We start from the raw sequence: 22,560 nt of genomic DNA, 5'->3' as shown, positions 1-22,560 counted from the left end.
CCCCACCCCTACCGGAGAGGCACCCATGCTGCACGTCACGTTGAACGACGGCCGCACCATGCCGCAACTGGGCTTCGGCGTCTGGCAGGTCTCCGACGACGAGGCCCAGAGGGCCGTCACCACCGCCCTGGAAGCCGGCTACCGGTCCATCGACACCGCCAAGCTGTACGCCAACGAGGCGGGTGTGGGCAGGGCCGTCGCGCAGTCAGCCCTGCCCAGGGAGGACCTGTTCCTCACCACGAAGCTGTGGAACGACGACCAGGGCTTCGACCGCACGCTGAAGGCCTTCGACGCCAGCCTCGACCGCCTCGGCACGGACTACGTCGACCTGTACCTGATTCACTGGCCGACCCCGGCGCGGGACCTGTACGTCGAGACCTGGCGAGCCCTGGAGCGGATCCGCGACGAGGGCCGCGCCCGCTCGATCGGCGTCTCCAACTTCACCGCCGAGCACCTGGACCGGCTGGTCGCCGAGACCGGGACCGTCCCGGCGGTCAACCAGATCGAGCTGCACCCGTACCTGTCCCAGGAGGCCATGCGCGCCGCCGACGACGCGCACGGCGTCCGCACCGAGGCGTGGAGCCCGCTCGGCCAGGGCAAGGGCCTGCTGGAGGACCCGGGGCTGACCGAGCTGGCCGCCAAGCACGGCAAGAGCCCCGCACAGGTCGTGCTGCGCTGGCACCTCCAGCTCGGCACCATCGTCATCCCCAAGTCCGTGACCCCGGCGCGGATCCGCGAGAACATCGACGTCTTCGACTTCGAGCTCGACGGCGGTGACATGGCGGCGATCTCCGCGCTCGACCGCGACGGCCGGATCGGACCGGATCCGTCGACGTTCAACCACGCCTGACGACCCCGCAGGCCCGGAGGGCGCGCACGCCCGCGGCGCGCCCTCTTCGCGGAGGGGGTCCGACATGCTCCTGGAGCCCGTCGTCCGCCGCGGGCCGTTCGTCGACGGCCTCAGGGACGGACCCGTGGAGAACCGGGTGACGATAGGACGACGATCGCGCCACCTATGATCTGAAATGTCATGATATTCCACCTATAAAAAGGGTGGATCATTCTGAACCGATCCCTCCTGGGAAAATCTTCGAGGATTCTTCCGTGTGCCTCGCGAGGTTTTCGGGGAGAACACACGCGACGCTCGCGAAAGCTTCGGGGCGGTGCCGTTCCCCCTTCCCCCGTCCGCTGTATCGTGCGAGGCCGGAGTCGCCGCCAGGAGCCGCTCCGGCGCGGTGGAGCGGGCCACGGACACCAGAAAGCACACGGGATGCTCGACAGAATCACACAACGGCTGGGACTTCGGACGGATCCGGTCATCTTCTCCGTTTCCGCCGCGCTGGCCATCGTCTTCGTGGTGAGCGCCATCGTCTTCACCGAGGCCGTCGACACCGCCTTCGGAGCCGTGTCCGGATGGATTCTCACCAACCTCGGGTGGCTCTACATCCTCGGCGTCACCACGTTCCTCGTCTTCCTCATCGGAATCGCCCTGAGCCGCTACGGCCACGTCCGGCTCGGGCCGCAGGACAGCAAACCGGAGTACAACGACTTCATCTGGTTCTGCATGCTGTTCGCCGCCGGGATCGGGAGCATCCTCATGTTCTGGGGGGTGGCCGAGCCGATCAGCCACTACGCCGACCCGCCCCGGGCGGACGTGGAACCGGAGTCGGTGGAGGCGGCCCGGCAGGCCATGGGGTTCACGCTCTACCACTTCGGCCTGCACACCTGGACGATCTTCTGCCTGCCCGCTCTCGCCTTCGCCTACTTCGTGTACCGCAGGGGGCTGCCCTTCCGGGTCAGCTCCGTCCTCCACCCGTTCATCGGTGACCGGATCAGCGGGCCCATCGGGCGGACCGTCGACATCATCGCCGTTCTGGGCACCCTGTTCGGGGTGGCGGTCACCATCGGCCTCGGCACGATGCAGATCAACAGCGGCCTCAACGAGCTGTTCGGAGTCTCCGAGAACCGGGTGACCCAGCTCGCGCTCATCGCCATCGTCACGTGCATCGCGGTGGCCTCGGTCGCCTCCGGGCTGGACGTCGGCATCAAGTGGCTGTCGACCATCAACATCGTCATGGCCGTGGGGCTGCTCGTCTACGTGTTCGTGCTGGGGTCGCCGGTCTTCCTCGCCCGCGGGATCATCGAGTCCACGGGCACGTACCTGGAGTCGCTCATCCCGCTGTCGTTCTGGAACGACACCTTCGACAACACCGGCTGGCAGGGCTCGTGGACCGTCTTCTACTGGGCCTGGACGATCACCTGGTCACCGTTCGTGGGCATCTTCATCGCCCGCGTCTCCAAGGGCCGCACCATCCGCGAGTTCGTGATCGGGGTCCTGTTCATCCCGACCGCGTTCAGCATCGTGTGGTTCAGCGTGTTCGGACTGTCGTCCTTCGACATCCAGATGTACGGCGGGGGAGGGCTCGTCCAGGCGGTCGTGGTGGAGGAGGACCTGCCCGGAGCGCTGTTCGCGTTCCTGGACCACTACCCGCTGACCACCCTCATGTCGGTGATCTCGATCCTCATCGTCGTCATCTTCTTCACCACCTCCTCGGACTCGGCGTCCCTGGTGGTGGACATGCTGTGTTCGGGTGAGGCGAGGAACCCCACGCGGCAGCGGGTCTTCTGGGGTGTGGCCGAGGGAGCGGTCGCCGCCACGGTGCTCACCGCCTCCGGCGTCGGCGGGCTGGACGCCCTCCAACAGACGATCATCGTGTTCGGCCTGCCGTTCTTCGTCATCGCCTTCATCATGATGGCGGCCCTCCTGCGCTCCCTGAGGCGGGAGACGGTGGCCGGACCGGCCCGGGTGCGCCCGCTGTCGGTCCGGCGACGAGGGGGTTCCGAGGGCAGGGGTGCGCCATGATGGCCCCATGACCACCGACGAACGCTTCCCGTCCTCGGTCGCCGACCGGCTCGCCGTCCTCCCCGCCGTCAGCGCGGTGAGCCTCGGCGGCTCCCGGGCCCAGGGCTCCCACCGGCCCGACAGCGACTGGGACCTGGCGGTCTACTACCGGGGCGCCTTCGATCCCCAGACCCTGCGCGACGTCGGCTGGGAGGGAGAGGTGTCCGAGATCGGCGGCTGGGGCGGCGGCGTGTTCAACGGCGGTGCCCGACTGCGGATCGACGGGCGCCGTGTGGACGTGCACTACCGGGACCTGGCCGACGTGGAGTACCGGTTGGCCGAGGCGCGGCGGGGGCGGTTCGGGATCGAGCCCCTCGTGTTCCACCTCGCCGGGATACCGACGTACCTGGTCGTCGCCGAACTCGCCCTCGGCCGGGTCCTGGTCGGCGACCTGCCCCGCCCCGACTACCCTGAGGCGCTGCGGGCGAGCGCGCCCCCGGTGTGGCGGGGCCTGGCAGCCGCGACGCTCGCCCACGCCGAGCGCGACCACGCTCCGTACGGCCGGGTGGCCCAGTGCGCCGGCCTGGTCGCCCAAGCGGCGTCGCAGGCCGCGCACGCCGTCCTCGCCGCCCGGGGCGAGTGGGTCACCAACGACAAGACCCTCCTGTCCCGGGCCGGGCTGGAGGAGGTCGACCTCGTCGTCGCGGGGATGACCGCCGACCCCCAGGACCTGGCGGCGGCGGTGGCCGAGGTCGGCCGGATCATCGCCACCGCCTGACACCCGAACGCCTCCGACTCCCCTCCCGGAGGCGGCGACGCGGTTTATCCGCGGGGCGTCTCTGGAATGAAGCGAATATGAGGGTATCTCGGTTCAATTCATGAACCTGGAGGTCGCCATGATGCTCATGCGTACAGACCCGTTCCAGGAGTTCGATCGGATCACCCAGCGGCTCCTCGGCGACGCGATCCACCCGGTCGTCATGCCGATCGACGCCTACCGCGAAGGCGACGAGTTCGTCGTGCACTTCGACCTGCCCGGGGTCCGGGCCGACTCCATCGACCTGGAGATCGAGCGGAACGTTCTCACCTGCAAGGCGGAGCGTCGGTTGACGGTTCCCGAGGGGAGCGACGCGGTCGTGGCCGAGCGGCCCTCGGGGAAGTTCTCCCGGCAGCTCTACCTCGGCGAGGAGTTGGACACCGACCACCTGTCCGCCGAGTACGCCGACGGCGTACTCACGGTGACCATCCCCGTGGCCGAGAGGGCCAAGCCGCGCCGGATCAGCATCACCGGCGGAGGGAGCCGGAAGCGGGAGATCAAGGGCTGAGCGCTGTGCCCGACCGGGGCCGGACCCGACCGGGTTCGGCCCCCTCACGTGACGGAGCGCCGGGCTAAGCCTCGCCGGAGACCCGCTGGACCACCTCGAAGCCCCACAGCTCACTTCCGGTCGCGGCCGGCTTGGCCGCTCCCTCACCGCCGTGACCGTGACCGTGGCCGGTCCGCCCGGACTCCCGGGCGGCCTGGGCGTGCCCGTGCTTGAAGTCCTGGCTGTTCACCCAGCTCTGGAAGTCCTCCTCGGAGCGCCACCGGGTGTAGACCAGGTACCGGTCGGTGCCCTCGACGGGGCGGAGCAGCTGGAACTCCTCGAACCCCGGCTGGTTCTCCACCAGCCCCGCCCGCTTGGCGAAACGCTCCTCCAGGGTGGCCCCCGCGCCCTCGGGGACGGTCAGGACGTTGAACTTGACGACGCTCATGCGCATCCTCCACGTTGTTCGGTACGGCCCCAAACCTAGGCCAGTTCCCCGGCGGGCGCTCTCGCACCCCAGGCGGATCAGCCGAAGACGACGTCGCCGTTCTCGTCGATCCGCCACCCCGGATTGTGCGCGATCTCCCACACCACGCCGTTCGGATCCTGCACGTGGGCGTGGAAGATCCCGCCGAACTCACCCGGCTGCGGGCGCTTGAGCACCGACCCGCCCGCCGCCATCATCAGCGCGACGGTCTCCTCGACCTCCTCGGGGCTGTCGACGTTGTGCGCCAGCGTCACCCCCGACGCGCCGGCCGTTCCGGTGACGCCCGCCGCTCCGCCGAGGTCGCGGTCGAACTTCTCGGCGTCGAACAGCCCCAGGACCACGCCCGGTGCGATCTGGAAGAAGATGATCTCGCCGGGCACGTCCAGGAGCCGCTGCCAGCCGAGCCCCTCGCAGTAGAAGGACCGGGCGGCGTCGAGGTCGGCGGTGGCGAGAGTGATGAAGTGGACCTGCTGCTTCACGGTGGACTCCCTGGGTCGGTGCGGGCCGCCCACCACATCCTGCCGGAGGCCGCCGCCACCGCCGCGCACTCCGCGGCCGTGTCACAGTCCGTGCTTGCGTGAGACCATCCGCAGCACCACCGAACGTGGGAACAACCTGCGCAGGGCGAACACCACCGGGGCGTTGCTGCCCACCGCGTACAGCGGGCGCGGACGGTCCGCCTCGATCGCGCGCACGACGGTCCGGGCGACCGTGTCCGCCGAGATCCCCCGCGCCTCGTTGGCGTTGAGGGCGCTCAGCATCGTCCGGTACTCGTCGGCGAACGGCGAGGCCGCACCCACGTACTGCGTCCGCCGCTCGCTGATGCCCGTGTTGATCGACCCCGGCTCCACCGTCGTCACACCGATCCCGTACGGCGACACCTCGCGGCGCAGCGCGTCGGCGAACCCCTTGAGCGCCGCCTTGGTCGCCACGTACGACGACCGGAAGGCCAGTGGGAAGCTCGCCAACATCGACCCCACCATCACCACACGCCCGTTCCGCCGCTCCCGCATCCCGGGCAGCACGAGCTGGGTCAGGCGCACCGCCCCGAACACATTGGTCCGAAACACCCGCTCCAGGGCCTCCATCGGCAACTCCTCCAGCGGGCCGCTCTGACTCTCTCCGGCATTGTTGACCAGCACGTCCACCGGACCCGCGGCGGCCGCACACGCCTCGATCGACGCGTCGTCGGTCAGGTCCAGCGCCAGGTACTCGACACCGGGGACCGGGGCGGTGACCGCTTCGGGTGTGCGGCTGGTGCCGTACACGCGGTATCCGCGCCGGGCCAGGGCGGCGGCGACGGCCGCGCCGATCCCGGACGACGCGCCCGTCACGAGCGCGGTTCTGGAGGGGGTGGTGGCCATGGGGAGTCTCCTCGAGGAGCGGTCGGGTGCGGACAGCCTCCATTCCTACCGTTCAGTAGGTGGTCCGCGGCACCCCGGAGGCCCGTTTCCCGACCGCCCACGCGGGCAGTGCAACACCACGGACCTTCGTGACCGAGAGGAGCCGAACCATGACCGCAGGTGCGAGTGTGCTCGTCGTCGGCGCGGGCGTCGCCGGGCTCAACGTCGCCCACCAGCTGCGCCGACGGGGGGTCGACGTCGCGGTCGTGGAGTCCCGCCACCCCGGCGCGGGCGCCTCCCACGGCAACGCGGGCTGGGTCAACCCGGCCCAGGCCGGGCCCGTCCCCGACCCCGTCCTGCTCGGGGACGCGCTCCGCGCCTTCCGCGACCCCGACGCCCCGCTGCGGATCGCACCCGACGCCCTACCCCTCCTCTCCCCCTGGTTCCTGCGGTTCCTGCGCAACTGCACCCCCGCTCGTCACGCCCGCGGCGCCCGCGCGCTCGCCGCGCTGGGCGGCCGTACCTTCCCCCTCCTGGATCAGCTCGCCGAGGACGGGGTCGAGTTCACCCGCACCCGGACCGACTTCCTCGCGGTCGCCCAGGACCCGGACGCGGTCCAGGCCTACCTCGGCTCCCTCGAACCCCTGCGCGAGGCGGGCTTCGACCTGCCCACCACGGCCCTGGACGGGGACGAGCTGCGCGACGTCGAACCGGCCCTGTCCGACCGCGTGCGCGCGGGGGCGCTCCTGCGCCACCACGTCCAGACCGAGCCGGCCAGTCTCGTCGCCGGGCTGACCGCGCATCTGCGCGCGGGCGGCGTCCCGGTCGAGGAGGGGGTGGCCGTGACCGACGTCAGGACGCGCGGCGGGGTGGTCGACGCGGTGCGCACGACGGCGGGGGAACGCGGGGTCGGCGCGCTCGTGATCGCGACCGGCGCCAAGGCCGCCGCGCTCACCACCCGGCTGGGGCGGCGCGTCCCGGTCGTCGGCGGCCGGGGGTACAGCTTCGACGTGTCCGTCGAGCGGCTCCCCCGGGCGTCCACCCTCCTGCTCGACGCGCACGTGGCGTGCGCGCCCATGGTCGGGCGGCTGCGCGTGTCGGGCGGCATGGATTTCGGCCACGGCCCCACCCGGCCCGATCCCGTCCGGATCGACGCCATCACGCGCGGAGCGGCGCCGATGATCGTCGGCGCGGACTGGACGGACCGGCGGCACGCCTGGGCGGGGGAGCGGCCCCTCACCCCCGACGGCCTGCCCGTCGTCGACCGCCTCCCCGGATACGCCAACGCCTACGTGGCCACCGGGTACTCCATGCTCGGGCTGACCCTGTCCGCACCGGCGGCCGAGGCGCTGGCCTCCTTCCTGGTCGAGGGGGTCCGCCCCGCCGTCCTGGAGCCCTTCCGCGCCGACCGGTTCGGCCCGCGGCGGCACTGACGGCGGAGCCGGTCGGTCGCCCGCGCGGTCAGCCGGTCCGACGGGCTGGCGCGGGCGCACCGGGACGGGCCCGTGAAAAACAATCACCCTCGGTGGTCGCTCGGCTACGATAAAGGGGTTCGAGTACCCCCGGCCGCCCGGAGTGCGGACGCCGGGGAGGCTGACCGATCACGAAGGTGGGACACGCCCCCGTGAGCAGCACGCCCGTCCACACGGACGCGCCCCGACTCCCGTTCGCCCAGCCCGACCTCCTCCGACTCACCCCCGACCTGCGTCGGCTCCAGGAGGAGGGCCCCCTCCACCGTGTGCGCACCGGCACCGGTGACCCCGCCTGGCTGGTGGTCGATCACGCCACCGTCCGCACGCTCCTGGCCGACCAGCGCCTGGGCCGCTCCCACCCCGAGCCGGAGCGGGCCGCACGCACCGCCGACCACGTCCTCTTCGGCGGCCCCCAGGGCGACCACGTCACCGAACCCGACGAACACCGGTGGATGCGCGACACCCTGCGCCCCTGCTTCTCACCCCGGCGGATGCGCGCCCTGGAGGGCTGGATCGACGCCATCACCGTCTCCTGCCTGGACGACCTGGAGAAGGCCGGACCACCCGCCGACCTCAGGCGCCACGTGGCCGCCGTCGTCCCCACCCGTGCCATCGCCGAGCTCCTCGGTGTCCCGGCCGAGGAGCACGCGGAGTTCGTCGCGCTCGCCGGGGCCGCGGTGGACCCCGCCCGGGCGGCGGAGGGCATGGCCGAACTCCTCGGCCACATCCACCGCCTGGTGGCGCGGAGCGGGCCGGAGCCGGGGGAGGACGTGGTCTCCGCCCTGCGGGGCGAGGGGAGCAACACCGACGAGGCGGTCGTCCGTCTGGCCATGGTGCTCTTCTTCGCCGGGGAGGAGACCACCAAGGTAGCGATGACCACCGGCGTCGCCCAGCTGATGGCCCACCGCGACCAGTGGGAGCGGCTGCGCGCGGACCCCGGGCGGATCCCGGACGCGGTGGAGGAGATCGTGCGCACGATGGGCCGGGGCGGAGGCGGGCTGGTCCGCTACGCGCGGTCCGACATCGAGGTGGCCGGGCACGTGATCGGGGCCGGAGACCTCGTCCTGCTCGACGTCGGCGCCGCCAACCACGACCCCCGCGTGTTCGACGCGCCCGACGGCTTCGACGTCGCCCACCCCGCCGGTCAGCACCTCGCCTTCGGCCACGGCGCCCGCTACTGCGTCGGGGCCCCGCTCGCCCGGATGGAGCTGCGCGTCCTGCTCACCCGCCTGCTGGAACGCTTCCCCGGCCTCAGGTTGGCCGTGGACCCCGGTGAACTGGAAGCCGCACCGGACGTCATGAACGGCACCCTGTCCGGAGGCGTGGCCGCACTGCCCGTCACCTGGTGAGGGACGACCCCGGCGGTGTGCCGATCAGGTGAGCGGGGTGCCACCTCCGGCGCCGTGGTGAGGCGGCGCGGTTCCCACGCCGACACACCGCGTGGCCGTCCTCCGCGCCGTTGACCCGGCTGGGGGACGACGGCACGGAGAGCGCGGCACGGCCGGGATCCGTGCCGCACGGGGACGCCCTACGCGTGCGGGCCGGACGCGACGCCGGTCCGCGCACCGGAGGCCGGCGGCGGGCCGACCGGGATGAGCCGGTGGGTGGGCGCGGGCGCGCTCTCGTCCACCTCGGACCGGAACTCCCTCCCGTCGTCACGGCACACGAACTGCACGACGTGCCGACCCGCCGCCGCGGCGCGGATCAGTCCGCCCGTGGTCGCCCACACCCCGGACATGTAGAAGTCCTCCAGCCCTGGCAGCCCGGGCCCGTACTTCTTGACCAGCTCCTCCAGCGTCTCGCCGCCCTCCACGAACGGCTGCCAGCCGAGCACGGTCCCGTCCAGGTTGCCGGTGTAGCGCACCTGGGTGAGCGGCGTGGCGACGTCGCGTACCTTGACCGCCTCCCGCACGCCGGGGTGGCGGCGGTCGATGATCCCGATCAGGGCGTCGGCCACCCGGCGCTTGGCGCGGACGTACTCCCGCCCGCGCCGTACCGGCAGCGTGTGCACCTCCCCGCCCCGGTACATCCGGCTCGACCGCTCGGGGCCGGTGCTCAGCTCGCGCCACGGGGCGATGTCGCAGAAGTACGTCGCGTACACCACGGCCGTCCCCGGAGGCGACAACTCCGGATAGTGGGTGCTGCGGAACTGGACGTTGACGCTCGGGTGCCGGATCCCGAGGAGCGCGTCCGCCTCCTCCTCGGTGAGCAGGTACGTCGTGCACGGGTCGGCGTCGGGGAAATCCTCGCGCAGGCCGAGGAAGAGCGAGAGGTACCCCGGGAACACCATCTCCGGCTCGTGGACGGTCTTCGTGTAGAGCCGGTGGTACTCCGCGTTGAGGTAACGGCCCTTCAGCAGGTCGTGCATGGTCGTGTAGCCGTCGCACGCCGCCACCACGATGTCCGCGAGGTGCTCGCTCCCGTCGCTGAGCCGAACTCCGACCGCCCGGTCGTCCTCGACGAGGATCTCCTCGACCCGGGCGTTGTAGCGGATCTTCCCGCCCAGCCGCCGGTACCGCTCCTCGATCGAGCGCGCCAACCCCAGCGAGCCGCCCTCCGGGACCCCCGCCGCGCCGTCGGCGTGCGCGGCGAGCTGGAAGTAGAACGGCAGCACCGGGAAGTTGGGATGCTTCTCGTACAGGATGTGGTTGAACGCCTCCCGCAGCAGCGGCTCGCGGAAGCGTTCGGAGTAGTCGCGCATCAGCACCGTGATCGACCGGCGGATGACGTTGAAGTACGGGATGAACCGCGACATCATCCGCATCCGCTCCACCGGCCCCATCAGCCCCACCGGTTTGAGGAACGGGTACACGCGCAGGCATCGGATGAACTTCCGCAGGCCCCCGCAGAAGTCGCCGATCACCCGGGCGTCGGTGGGGGACAGGTCGAGCAGGTGCGCCTCCAACCGGTCCGGGTCGGAGTAGAAGTACACCTTCCGCCCGTCCCGCCCCCGCACGACGTTGAACACGTCGAAGTGGCGCATCTCCTTGCCCTGGATCGCCCCCAGCTCCAGCCAGATCCGGTGCATCTCGCTGCCCGGTCCGTTGCCGAGCAACCAGCTCACACACCAGTCGAAGGTGAAGTCGCCCTTGTCCCAGGCGGTGCAGCACCCCCCGGGGATCTCGTGCATCTCGAAGATCCGCGTCCGGTACCCGTTCATCCGCGCGTAGCAGCCGGTGGACAGCCCGCCGAGCCCGCCGCCGACGATGATCATCGACTTCCGGGGCCGCGCGGCCGGTCCGCCGTCGGTACGGCCACCTCGTCCGCTCATCGTGTCTCCGCCCATCGCTCGTCCCACGCGTCCAACCGGGGCAGGTCCCCCCACTTGCCCGGATGCCAGGGCTCGCCGCCCTCGCTCTCCCACGCCCGGAAACGCAGCCCCAGGTCACGGCAGAGGAACTGCGTCGCGAACCGGCCGGAGGAGGCGGCGAGGATGAGGCCGCCGCCGCCGAACCACTGCCCGGCCAGGGTCAGCCCGGCCAACCCCGGGATGCCCATCCGGTCCTTGTTGACCAGCCTCGACAGCAGGTCGTCGGCCTCGGTGAAGGACTTCCAGCCCAGGATGCTGCCGTGCCGGTTGCCGGTGTAGCGCTCGGTCGTGACCGGGGTGGCCACGTCCACCAGCTCGATCCGCGCGCCCAGACCCGGGTACCGGTCGTCCAGGAGGGCCCGCACGAAGTCGGCGACCGCGGCCTTGCGCGCCCGGTACGCGCGCCGGTCGGTCGTGCGCAGCTCCTTCCAGTACCCGTAGTCGCTGAAGTAGGTGCAGTGGATGACCGACCTCCCCGGAGGGGCGAACCCGTCCGCGTACCGGGAGCGCAGCTGCACCACCAGGCTGTTCTGTGAGCAGGACGGCAGCCGCGCGGCCTCGTGGCCCGGCAGCAGGTAGGTGGTGCTGTGCGGGGTGCCGGGCGGCAGGTCGCCCTCGAAGCCGACGAACGCCGACACCACCCCCGGGTAGACCACCTCGGGCCGGTGCAGCAGCCGCTCGAACAGGGCGTCCAGCGTCGGGCTGGTGTGCTCGCCGCCGAGCAGCGTCTTCAGGACCGTCACCCCGTCGCACGCGCACACGACGTGCTCACCGAAGAGGCGCCGGCCGTCCCTCAGTTCGACGCCCACCGCGCGTCCGCCCTCCACCAGCACCCGCGTGACCCGGGCGCGGTAGGCGATCTCTCCACCCAGCGAGGTGTACCGCCCGGCCACCGACCGGGCCAGACCCAGCGATCCGCCCTGCGGGAACCCGGCGTTGCGGTGGTGGGCGCTGGCCAGGTTGAACAGGTACGGCAGCACCGGGAACACCTCGTGGTCCTGGAAGAACACGTTGGGCAGCGCCCTGCGCAGCAACGGGTCCTGGAAGCGCGCCGCGAAGTCCTCCATCGACGTGGTGGCGGTCCGCCACATCAGCCGGAACCCCGGCAGGATCTCCCGGGCCGCCCTCAGCCGCTCCTGGGGCGTGCGCAGGACCGGTGGCGTGAGGAACGGGTAGTGATTGAGCCGGACGAACCCGCGCAGGTCGCGGCAGAACCCGCGGATCGGGCGCGCGTCCTGCGGGGACACCTCCAGCAGGTGCGCCTCCAACCGGTCCGGGTCGTTGTAGAAGACCACTTCCCGGCCGTTCTCGTCCACGATCCGGTTGAAGAACTCGAAGTCCGTGACGGTCTTGCCGTCCAGGGCCCCGAGCTCACGCCATACCCGTGCCGCGTCGTTGTTCCGCCCGCTGCCGGTCAGCCACTCGATCGTGTAGTCGAAGACGTAGCCCTCACGGGACCAGGCCGTGCAGCAGCCGCCGGGCAGGACGTGCTTCTCCAGGACCAGGGTCCGAGCCCCGCTCATCCGGGAGTAGCAGCCGGTGGACAGGCCGCTCATGCCGCCGCCGACGATGAGGACCCGGGGCGGCGTGCCCGGTTCCCGTTCACGGCGGGCCCAGCCGGCGGTCACGGATCCGGACGTGGTCTCAGCGGTCCCCATGGTCGGCCTCCCCGCCCAGGGCCTCGCGCACCAGCGCGGCGTTGAACCCGGCGTTCTCGTCGTCGAGCATGTCGGCGTGCTCGCCTGATCCGGCCAGCACCACCGTGGCCGTGGACGAGGAGCCGTACCAGGACCCCTCCTCGCCCTCCGCGAACAGGTCCGCCTTCTTCTCGTCGGCCACGACCGTGATCCGCGCGGCCACCGTGCCGGTGTTGGGCCTGCGGGCGCAGAACCCGATGTACTCGCGTGCCTGCTCCAGCGTCTCGGCCGCCACCGTCTCCGACCCGGTGTGCCCGCGCATGTGCTCGGACAGTTCGCGCTCGAACACCGCCAGGTGCTCGGGGCCGAACTCGAACTCCTCGCGGACCCGGTAGGCGTCCATGGCGACCACGTCCCGCACCCGGTGACCGCGCCCCTCCAGCTCCTTGGCCACCTCGAAGGCCAGGTTGCCGCCGAGCGAGTACCCGAACAGCCGGTAGGGGCCCTCCACCCGGACGGACTCGACCAGGTCGGCGTAGCGGGCAACCTTATCGTCGCCCGCCAGGTGGTTGAAGGCCACCAGGTGGTGGTCGCACAGGTACCCGGCCAGTTTCCGGTAGGCCAGCCCGTGGCCCCCGGCGGGCGGGAAGCAGAACACGTGCGGCCGCGCGCCGCCGCGGTTGAACTCCAGGTAGGGGCCCGCCCCGCTGATCCGGCCCGTCACCACCCCCTCCAGGGTGGCCGCCATTCCGTGCAGGGTCGTGGCCCGGAACAGGTGGCTGACCAGGATCGTCGCGTTGAACTCGTGCTGGAGCCGGTGGACCAGCTCGATCAGCAGGACCGACCCGCCGCCGAGCTCGAAGAAGTCGTCCCGCAGCCCGACCTCACCGGTGCGCAGCAGATCCCGCCAGTGCTCCGCCATCCGCGCCTCGTAGAGCGTGACGGGTGGTTCGTGCACGCGGTCCCGGCTCTCCGGTCGCGGCACGGGCAGCGCCGCCGTGTCCACCTTGCCGTTGGTGGTGACCGGCAGCTGCGCCATCTCGACGAACGCCGACGGGATCATGAAGGTGGGCAGGGCCTCGGCCAGGTGGCGGCGCAGCCCCCGGACGTCGAGGACGGTCCCCGGCGTCGGGACGCAGTACGCGCACAGGTCGGCGTTCCCGGACGCGTCGGGACGCACGGTCACCACCGCCTGCTCCAGGGTGGGCCAGGCCGCCAGCCGGGATTCGATCTCCCCGATCTCGACCCGGTGCCCGCGCACCTTCACCCGGCTGTCGGCGCGGCCGACCAGGTGCAGGACGCCCGTCGCGTCCCAGTGGACGAGGTCGCCGGTCCGGTACAGGCGCACGGTGCGCTCCGTGTCCCCGTGGTCCACCGTCCGGGTGACGAAGCACGCGGCGGTCTGTTCGGGGTCGCCCACGTACCCCTGGGCGACCCCGGTTCCGCCGACCCACAGCTCCCCGATCACCCCGGGCGGCACGGGTTCGCCGCCCGCGTCCAGGACGTGGACGGTGCCGCCGGGGAAGGGCCGGCCGATCGGCACCGTCCGACCCGGGTCGGCGGCGTCCACCGACCCCTCGAACCAGGTGGTGTCGATGGTGGCCTCGCTCAGACCGTAGGAGTTGACCACCCGCGTGTCGCGTCCGCACAGCGCCCGCAGCCGCAGGTACTCCTCGTTCCTCCACACGTCGGAGCCGACCACCAGCAGCCGCAGGAACCCCAGGGAGCGGCCGTCGCGCTCGCAGTGCGCCATGAGGCCGCGCACCACCGAGGGGACGAACTCCCCGCAGTCCACGCGTTCGCGGACCATCGTGTCGTACAGCAGCGCCGAGTTGAGCAGCAGTTCCCGGGCGGCCAACACCAGGGTTCCGCCCGAGCACAGCGCCCGAACCAGGTCGCCGGTGAACACGTCGAAGGCCGGGTTCGCCATCTGGAGGTGGACGCGCGCGTCCTCCTCCAGCCGATAGGCGTCACGCCAGCCCGCGTAGGCCGCGGCCAGGTTGCCGTGGCCGACCCGGACCAGCTTCGGCCGCCCCGTCGACCCGGACGTGGACACCAGGTAGGCGGTCGCCTCCGCGTCCACGGCGTCGTCGGTTCCAGCGGTCCGGAGAGCGCCGGTCGGCACCCGTGCGGCCTCCCGGTTCAGCTCCGCCACCGACACGACCTCCACCGAAGCCCCGGACAGCCGTTCGGCGCCCCGGTCGTCGGTCACGACCAGCCGCGCCCCCGCCGCCTCCGTCAGGGCCGCCAGTCGGTCCACCGGATGGGCGGGGTCCAACGGAAGGTAGGCCGCACCCGCGCGCAGCACCGCCATCACCAGGGCCACCAGGTCCGGTGACGTCGTCAGGCACAGCGCCACGACCGCCCCCCGGCCCACAGCTCGCACGCGCAGCGCGGCGGCGAGCCGTGCCGACCGTTCGTCGAGCTCCCCGTACGTGACCCGGCGCGTGTCACCCGACTCGGTCGGCGCCGACACCGCGACCGCGTCCGGAGCGGCCTTCGCCGCGCGGCCGAACAGCACGTGCACGGGCTCCGTCGGCGGCGCGGCCGCCCGGCGTCCGCTCCAGTCGTCGAGGATCAGCCTCCGCTCGGCGGCCCCGAGCATCGTGATCCGCGACACCGGCCGGTCGGACGGTCCCCGCGTCATCCCCTGGAGCAGGTTGACGTAGTGCGACAGCATCCGCCGTACCGTGTCCGGGTCGAACAGGTCGGTGTTGTACTTGAACACGCAGTGGAAGAGCCCGTCGGCCCGCTCCTCGTAGGCGGAGAGCGTCAGATCGAACTGGCCCTCCTCCTCGGGCAGCTCGACGTACTCCAACCGGTACCCGTGGCGCTCCGTGGACACGTTGTGCGTGAGCAGGATGAACATCGCCTGGAAGACGGCGGAGCGGCTGGGGTCGTGTTGCGGCCCGAGCTCCTCCACCAGCAGGACGAACGGGTACTCCTGGTGGTCGAGGCCGCCCAGTACGGTCGCGCGCACCCGGTCGAGCAACTCGGCCACCGACGGGTCGCCCGACAGGTCGGTGTGCAGCGGCAGCGGATTCACGAAGTACCCGTACACCGACCCGAACTCGGGGCTGGTGCGGCCGGTCACCGGACTGCCGACGACGAGATCGTCCTGGCCGGAGTAACGCTGGAGGAACAGGTAGTAGGCGCTCAGCAGCACCACGAACACCGTGACGCCGCGCTCCTCGGCCAGCGCGCGCACGCGTTCGCTGAGGTCGGCGTCGAGCGTGAAGAACTCCGAGGCCCCGTTGTTGGTCTGCACCAGCGGACGCGGGCGGTCCGTCGGCAGGTCGAGGGCGGGCACCTCGTCCGGCAGGCGGCCGATCCAGTACTCCCGCATCCGCGCCGCGTCCGGACCGGCGAGGAACCGGTTCTGGTGGTTGAGGAAGTCCAGGTAGGTGGCCTCGGGGGCGGGCGGCGCGACCGGCCGTCCGGCGCGCAGCCCCTCGTAGACCGCGAACAGCTCCTCGATGAAGGTGAACGTGGAGATCGCGTCCGAGACGATGTGGTGCACCGCCTTCACGATCACCCAGTGGTCGTCCGCCCGGCGGTAGAGCCGGAACCGCACCAACGGGTCGCGTTCCAGGTCGTAGGGCGCGCGGTAGGCGTCCACGATGAGCGCGTGGATCTCCTCCCACGGCCGCCCCCCGACGTCGACGAGGGCGTGGTCGGTCGTGGCCTCCCCGGCGGGGTGGACGCGCTGCACCGCCCGGCCGTCGCGCGTGAGGACGTTGGTGCGCAGACACGGGTGCCGGTCCACCACGGCGCGGAAGGCCGCGAACATGGTGTCGGGATCGAGTTCGGCCCGGATCTGGACGGCGCCGCCGATGTTGTAGGCGAACCCGTCCGGGTTGAGCTGTTCGAGGAACCACAGGGCCTTCTGGTTCTGGGTCAGCGGGTACTCCCCGGGGTCGGTGAACACCTCGGCCGAGCCCGAGCCCGCCCCGCCGACCGCGCCGTCGGCCACCAGCTCCGACAGCCGTTCGTGCAGCTCCCCCACCAGATCCCCGATCGACCCGCCGCCGAGCAGGGTGACCACGGGAACGGCCACGCCCACCTCGGCCAGGACCGCCGCCCGCAGCTCCATCGCCAGCAGTGAGTCCATCCCCAGCGAGTACAGGCTCGCCGACGGGTCCACCCGGTCGCCGGCCACGCGCAGGATCCGGGCGACGACCTCCGTGAGCCGGTGTGTGAGCAGGCCGGGGCGATCCTCGGCGGGGGCCGCGGCGAAGGTCTCGGGAAAGCCGGCCGCGCGGTCCGGGCCGTCGCCGGTCCGGGCCGTGCCCGCCTCGGCCAGCCGGGACACCAGGGGCGGCGGAGGGGAGTACCAGGCCAGGAAGGCCGGCCAGTCGACGACCGGGCAGACCAGCAGCTGCGCGCGGTCCTGCTCGATGACGCGTTCGAGCACGGCCATCCCCGCCTCGGGGGAGAGCGAACCCATCCCGCGCGCGGTGCGGTAATGCTCGACGAGCCCGAGTTCCTCGATCATCCCGGTCGCCCACGGGCCCCAGTCCAGGCTGATCGCGGGCAGACCGCGCGCCCGGCGGTGGTGGGCCAGGGCGTCCAGGAAGGCGTTGCCCGCCGCGTAGTTGGTCTGTCCCGCCGTCGTCAGCAGACCGGCGACGGAGGAGAACAGGACGAAGTGCTCCAGCGGTTCGTCGGCCAGGAGGCGGTGCAGCAGGCGGGCCCCCGCCGCCTTGGGCGCGTACACCGCGTCGAACGCGGACCGGTCCATGGCCGGCAGGAGGGTGTCGTCGACGTGACCGGCCAGGTGGAAGAGCCCGCGCAGCGGCGGCGGGTCCTGTGTCCGGCGGGCGTCGAGCCACGCGGCGAGGGCGTCGGCGTCGGTCAGGTCCAGGCTGACCGGTTCGACGTGGGCGCCCAGGCCCTCCAGTTCGCGGACCAACCCGACGTCGCGGCCCGCGCGGGTGGCGGGGTCGGTCGCGCGCCACCGGGAGCGTTCGGGCAGCGGGGTGCGGCCGACCAGGATCAGGCGGCGCGCCCCCCGGCGGACCAGGGTGCGGCACACCAGGCGGCCGAGCGCCCCGAAGGCGCCCGTGACCAGGTAGGCGCCGTCGGCCCGCAGTCGCAGTGGCAGCGGGCGGGGCAGGTCGGTGACCGGTAGGAGGCGGCTGACGTACCGGTCGGCGCCGCGCAGGGCGACCTCGTCGTCACCGGTTTGGCGGGTCAGCTCCGCGAGCAGGCCCGCCGCCTCGGCGCGAAGGCGGTCGCAGGAGCGGTCGCCGTGCGGGGCGGAGCCGAGGTCGAGCAGGGTGCCCCGGCGGTCGGTGAGTTCCTGCTGCCACAGGACGCGGCCCACGCCCCAGGCGGGCGCGCCCAGGGGCTCGACCTCCTCACCGGGGAGCACCCCCTGCGCCCGGCGGGTCACGACGTGCAGGGCGCCGCCGACCCCGTGTCCGCGCAGCGCCTGGGCGAGTGCGACCAGGGAGTAGGAGCCGGTGGAGTGGAAGGCGTCGGCCTCGGTGTCGTCGGCCCGGTCGAACGGCGGGGCGTCCAGGTTCCACAGGTGGACGATCCCGGTCAGGGCGCCGGAGCGTTTTCCGAGGTCGTCGAGGACGCGGCCGAAGTCCTCAGCCGAGTCCGGCGCGACCTCGAAGGTCCGGCCGCGGTGACCCGCCCCGTGTCCTTCGCCCGCAGCGCGGTTCCCGTCCGGACGGCGGCCGTCCGGTGCCGGGTTCCCGCGCGCTGTTCGTTCATCACCGGTCCCAGGGGCCCTGCCGATGGCACGGTCCACCCCCGCCTCGGGAGTCTCCCGTGGCGCACAGGCATGGTCCACGTCCCGGTAGCCATCGCCGGGACGGACCAGGTGGCACCGGCCCCCGCGTTCGGCCACCAGCGCGGCGAGGGCGTCGGCCGTGCCACCCGAGTCGGCCAGGAGGAGCCACTCACCACCCCACCGGTCGGCGGCCTCGGTCGCCGCCGTGGCCCCCACCGCCCGCTCGGGCCCTTCGGCCCCCGCCGTTGCGGTCGCCCCGACGGCGTCGGTGGCCCCCGCGGGCACCCACACCACGTCGGAGAGCCAACCGTCGATCGTGCCCGTGCCCACGGACGTCGGAGCCCGCTCCACGTCGACCGCGCGCAGCCCGGTGACCGCGCCCAGCGGCGTCCCGTCCTCGGTGTACAGGCGGATGTCGCCGGTCAACCCGTCCTCGTCCTCGGCCGTGACGGTCGCGTGCGCCCACACCGGCTGGGCACCGACCGGGTCGAGCAGCATCTCGGCCACGGACACCGGCAGTCGGATCCCGGTGCGCTCCGCCGAGCCGCCCGGCACGCCGTCCACCCCGGACCAGGGCAGTCGGGTCGTCAACAGGGTCTGGAAGCAGGAGTCGAGAACCACTGGGTGGACGTGGTGGTCGGCGGCCGCGTCGCCCACCGCCTCGGTCGGCCGGACGAGCGCCAGCGCCTCGTCGGCGCCGATCCACACCCGTTCCATCCCCCGGAAGGCCGGACCGTAGTGGTAGCCCTGACCGTCCAGGGCGTCATAGCACGTGTCGGCGTCGAGGACCCGTGCGGCGCGTTCCCGCACCGCCTCGGTGGCCAGGTCCGGGCCGAAACGGCGGGGTTGGCCGGTACGCACGGTCCCGGTCGCGTGCACCGACCGGCCGTCGGCGGCGCCGGTGGCGACGGTGAAGGACGCGTCGTGCGGTGCGAAGGACACCCGGGCCCGGGTCACGGACCCCTCGGGCAGGAACAGCGCCCGGCGGAACTCGACGTCGGCCAGCCCCGCGTGCTCGCCCCCGCTCAGCGTCCGCGCCGCCTGGACCGCCATCCCCAGGTACCCGGCGGCGGGGAAGACGACGTTGCCCTGGATGCGGTGGTCGGCGAGGTAGGGCATGGCCTCGGTGTCCAGCGACGCCTCCCAGGCCGGGTCCGCGCCGGGCAGCCGTCGGCCTAGCAGCGGGTGGTCCACCCGGCCCAGACGGACTCGGGCGACGCTCCCGGGCTCGGCCCAGTACCGGTCCCGGCGCCACGGGTAGGGCGGCAGGGTGACGGGTGAGCCCCCTGGTTGGAGGGCGGACCAGTCGACCTCGACCCCCAGCCCGTGCAGGGTCGCCAGTGACACGGCCATGCACTCGGCCTCGTCCTCCCGGCGGCGGATCGAGGGCAGGCAGCGGCCCGGGCGGTCACGGGCGTCAAGGCATTCGCGGATCGCGTGGGCCAGGACCGGGTGCGGCCCGATCTCCAGGAACAGGCCATGGCCGTCCTCGATCAGCAGGTCGGCGGCCGCGCGGAAGCGGACGGTACCCCGGACGTTGTCCCACCAGTAGCCGGCGTCCAGCTCCGGCCCCTCGGCCCGGCCCTCGCGCCCGGTCAGGTAGAGCGGCGCCCCGGCGGGCTTGGGGCTCAGGTCCGCGAGCGAGGCCAGCAGCGCGTCGCGGATCGGGGCCATCCGGGCGCTGTGGTAGGGCACCCGCACACCGAGGAACCGATGGAAGGCGCCCTCGTCCGCGAGCCCCCCGGCCAGCTCCTCCAGGGCGTCGGCGTCGCCCGCGAAGGTGACGCTCGCCGGGGCGTTGACGGCCGCCACCGAGACGCGGTCACCGAACGGGCGGGCGCGCGCGGCCGCCTCCTCTTCGGTCAGCCCCGCCGCCAGCATCGTGCCGGTGCCGACCAGGGTCTGCTGGAGCCGACTGCGGTGCACGACCACGGCGACCGCCTCCTCCAGCGTGTACACCCCCGCCTCGTGGAAGGCGGCGACCTCGCCGGTGCTGTGCCCGACCACGGCGTCGGGGCGCACCCCCCACGACCGCCACAGCGCGGCCAGGCCCACCTGGACGGCGAAGTTGGCGGGCTGGGCCAGCCACGTCTGGTCCATGCGCGAGGCGTCCTCGTCGGCGGACATCTCCTCGATGAGGGACCAGCCGGCCAGGCGGGCGATTTCCCGGTCGCACCGCTGGACCGCCGCGCGGTAGACCGGTTCGGTCTCCAGCAGCCGCCGCCCCATCGCCCACCACTGAGGGCCCATCCCGGTGAACACCCACACCAGCCGCCGGTCGTCGGCGCCCAGGACGCGCTCGTCGACCACGCGCGGGTGGGTCTCGCCCCGGGCACGGGCGTCCAGCGCCGCCACCAGGGACTCCCGGGAGGAGTACACCACCGACAGCCGCGACTCCAGGTGGTCGCGCCGGTGGGCGAGGGTGTGCGCGACGTCGGTGAGGTCGGCGCCGCGCTCGGTGAGCTCGTCGCGGATCCCGGCCGCGACATCCGGCAGGGCCCGCGGGTCGCGGGCACTCAGCGGCAGGACGCCGTACCCGTGTGGTCGGCGGGTGGTGGCGGGCGGCGTCGGGGGGAGGGGCCGTTCAGGCGCCTCCTCCAGCAGGACGTGCGCGTTCGTGCCGCCGAACCCGAACGAGTTGACCCCGGCGCGGGCCGGGCCGTCGTGCTCGGGCCAGGGCGTCGCCTCGGTGGGGATCGTGTACGGCAGGGTCTCGGCGTCGATCCCGGGGTTGAGCTCCTCCAGGTTGATCTGCGGGGCGATCACGCCGTGTTTGAGGCTCATCACCGTCTTGATCAGCCCGGCCACCCCGGCGGCGGACTCGGTGTGCCCGATGTTGGCCTTGACCGACCCCACGAAGCAGGGCGCCCCGGCGGGCCTGCCGACCGCGAGTGCCCGGCCCAGGGCGCCCGCCTCGATCGGGTCTCCGACCGGGGTCGAGGTGCCGTGCGCCTCGACGTACTGCAGATCGCCGGGTGTGACGCCCGCCTCGGCGCACACGCGTTCGATGAGCCGCACCTGGGCGTCCGCGTTGGGGACGGTGATCCCGTGGGTGCGGCCGTCCTGGTTGACGCCCGTCGCCGTGATCACGGCGTGTACGGGGTCGCCGTCACGCAGGGCCTCCGACAGCCGTTTGAGCGCGACCACTCCCACGCCCTCGGCGCGGACGTAGCCGTCGGCGGAGGCGTCGAAGGTCCGGGACCGCCCCTCCGGGGACAGGAACCCGCCCTTGGTCTCGGCGATCGTGTACTGCGGTGTCATGTGCAGCAGGGAGCCGCCCGCCAGCGCCAGGGCGCTCTCCCCGCGCCGGAGGCTCTGGCAGGCCATGTGCACGGCCACCAGGGACGAGCTGCACGCGGTGTCGAGGGAGACGCTGGGCCCCCGGAAGTCGAAGCAGTGGGAGATGCGGTTGGAGACCATCGTCATCATGGTCCCGGTCGCGGTGTGCGCCGCCAGGGTCTCGAAGTCCAGGTCGGCGAACTGGAGGATCTTGTAGTCCAGGGTGAAGGCGCCGACGAAGACGCCGACGTCGGCCCCGGCGAGCTCCGACGGTTTGCGCCCTCCGTCCTCCAGCGCCTCCCAGGTCACCTCCAGCAGTTTGCGCTGCTGGGGATCCATGTGCTCGGCCTCGCGCGGGCTGATGCCGAAGAACTCCGGCTCGAACCGGTCGAACCCGTCGATGTAGCCGCCGCGCCCGCCGACCAGGCGGCCGGGCTTGGCCCTGTCCCGGCTGCCGAGCGTGCCGACGTCGTACCGGTCCCTCGGCGTGGGCTCCAGGCAGTCGCGGCCCTCGACCAGGTTTCTCCAGAAGGTGCGGTGGTCGGACGCACGGCCGGGGAAGCGGCAGCCCACGCCGATGATCGCGATCCTGTCGTCGCTGAAGGATGATCCGGGGTCGGTCAGCATCGTTTCCTTCTGGATTGTCGAGCCCGCGTGGTCGCGGCGGGCATGCGCGCGGTGCGATCCCGGAGGGTTCTCCGGGCACGCTGATGCTTCGGAGACGTCCATTGTCAGAAGAATGGTGCGCCTGTGTCGCGTGCACTTTCCCCGGACGTGGTGTTCCGTTGAATGGGCATGGGTGCGGCCGGTGTGTTCAGGCCGTTCTGGATGTGGGGCGGTGGTGGTTTCGAGGGTTTGTGCGGTGCTGGTCGGGCTGGCTGGGCCGCGCTCTGCCGCGATCGTCACGGCGATTCGAAAAGTACCAGACCAAGCCGCGGCGCGCCCGGAGTCTGAATTCGTTTCGTCCCGGCGTGTTGATTTTGTGTGCTTGTTGAATCGGGGATTCGGTGGAACGGGGAGTTATGTGGACAATTAAAGGTCGTAATTCCACCGGTTAAGGACATGGCCGGATCGGGGGAGTCGCGACCGGGCCACGGGAACGGCTCGCACCGGACCGCGTCGGTGAGGGAGGCGAGGGCCCGG

At 72.4% G+C, this 22,560-nt stretch carries 12 protein-coding genes; 6 read left to right on the top strand and 6 right to left on the bottom strand.

From position 1 onward, the window contains the following. Nucleotides 1–25 precede the first annotated feature (25 nt). From KIK06_RS15695 to KIK06_RS15680, 4 genes are all read left to right on the top strand, one after another. Entirely contained in the window at nt 26–850 is an 825-nt protein-coding gene (locus tag KIK06_RS15695; RefSeq protein ID WP_017599392.1) for an aldo/keto reductase, read from the top strand. A 420-nt stretch (nt 851–1,270) separates the two neighbouring features. After that, the gene (locus tag KIK06_RS15690; protein WP_017599389.1) at nt 1,271–2,863 is read left to right on the top strand and encodes a BCCT family transporter; all 1,593 of its coding nucleotides are present in this window, start codon (nt 1,271–1,273) and stop codon (nt 2,861–2,863) included. A gap of 7 nt (nt 2,864–2,870) precedes the next feature. Beyond that, entirely contained in the window at nt 2,871–3,620 is a 750-nt protein-coding gene (locus KIK06_RS15685; protein ID WP_268643763.1) for a nucleotidyltransferase domain-containing protein, read from the top strand. Between the two features lie 100 nt (nt 3,621–3,720). Continuing rightward, nucleotides 3,721–4,167: an Hsp20/alpha crystallin family protein gene (locus KIK06_RS15680; RefSeq protein WP_017599387.1), complete on the top strand. Its 447-nt coding sequence runs from the start codon at nt 3,721–3,723 to the stop codon at nt 4,165–4,167. A gap of 64 nt (nt 4,168–4,231) precedes the next feature. On the opposite strand, the gene KIK06_RS15675 is transcribed toward KIK06_RS15680, so the two are convergent. The 3 genes from KIK06_RS15675 to KIK06_RS15665 form a co-directional block, all read right to left on the bottom strand. Next, complete coding sequence (locus KIK06_RS15675) at nt 4,232–4,594, bottom strand: antibiotic biosynthesis monooxygenase family protein (RefSeq protein WP_268643762.1); 363 nt, start codon at nt 4,592–4,594, stop codon at nt 4,232–4,234. Nucleotides 4,595–4,671: 77 nt separating this feature from the next. Then, on the bottom strand, nt 4,672–5,112 hold the full coding sequence (locus tag KIK06_RS15670; RefSeq protein ID WP_268643761.1) for a VOC family protein: 441 nt from the start codon (nt 5,110–5,112) through the stop codon (nt 4,672–4,674). An 81-nt stretch (nt 5,113–5,193) separates the two neighbouring features. Further along, a complete protein-coding gene (locus KIK06_RS15665; protein ID WP_268643759.1) occupies nt 5,194–5,997 on the bottom strand; it encodes an SDR family oxidoreductase in 804 nt (267 codons plus the stop codon). Between the two features lie 149 nt (nt 5,998–6,146). On the opposite strand from KIK06_RS15665, the gene KIK06_RS15660 reads away from it, so the two are divergent. Together KIK06_RS15660 and KIK06_RS15655 are read left to right on the top strand one after the other, a co-directional pair. Continuing rightward, nucleotides 6,147–7,409, top strand: a complete 1,263-nt coding sequence (locus KIK06_RS15660) for an NAD(P)/FAD-dependent oxidoreductase (RefSeq protein WP_268643758.1) — start codon at nt 6,147–6,149, stop codon at nt 7,407–7,409. Between the two features lie 191 nt (nt 7,410–7,600). Beyond that, nucleotides 7,601–8,797 carry a cytochrome P450 gene (locus tag KIK06_RS15655; RefSeq protein ID WP_268643756.1) on the top strand — a complete coding sequence of 399 codons (1,197 nt, stop codon included), beginning with the start codon at nt 7,601–7,603 and terminating at the stop codon, nt 8,795–8,797. A 179-nt stretch (nt 8,798–8,976) separates the two neighbouring features. On the opposite strand, the gene KIK06_RS15650 is transcribed toward KIK06_RS15655, so the two are convergent. Genes KIK06_RS15650 through KIK06_RS15640 form a run of 3 tightly spaced genes read right to left on the bottom strand, consistent with a single transcriptional unit; the run spans nt 8,977 to nt 22,044 of the window. Continuing rightward, a complete protein-coding gene (locus tag KIK06_RS15650) occupies nt 8,977–10,719 on the bottom strand; it encodes a phytoene desaturase family protein (RefSeq protein ID WP_268643754.1) in 1,743 nt (580 codons plus the stop codon). After that, nucleotides 10,716–12,416 (bottom strand): phytoene desaturase family protein, encoded by a 1,701-nt coding sequence (locus KIK06_RS15645; protein ID WP_268643752.1) that lies wholly within the window; start codon nt 12,414–12,416, stop codon nt 10,716–10,718. Before KIK06_RS15645 ends, KIK06_RS15650 begins: the two co-directional genes overlap by 4 nt. Beyond that, nucleotides 12,403–22,044: a non-ribosomal peptide synthetase/type I polyketide synthase gene (locus KIK06_RS15640; protein ID WP_268643751.1), complete on the bottom strand. Its 9,642-nt coding sequence runs from the start codon at nt 22,042–22,044 to the stop codon at nt 12,403–12,405. The genes KIK06_RS15645 and KIK06_RS15640 overlap by 14 nt, the downstream gene beginning before the upstream one ends. Between the last annotated feature and the right edge of the window lie 516 nt (nt 22,045–22,560).

Source organism: Nocardiopsis sp. EMB25 (genome assembly GCF_026797795.1).
In the GTDB taxonomy this organism is placed as follows: Bacteria; Actinomycetota; Actinomycetes; order Streptosporangiales; family Streptosporangiaceae; genus Nocardiopsis; species Nocardiopsis lucentensis.
This window is presented reverse-complemented; position numbering and strand designations above follow the sequence as displayed.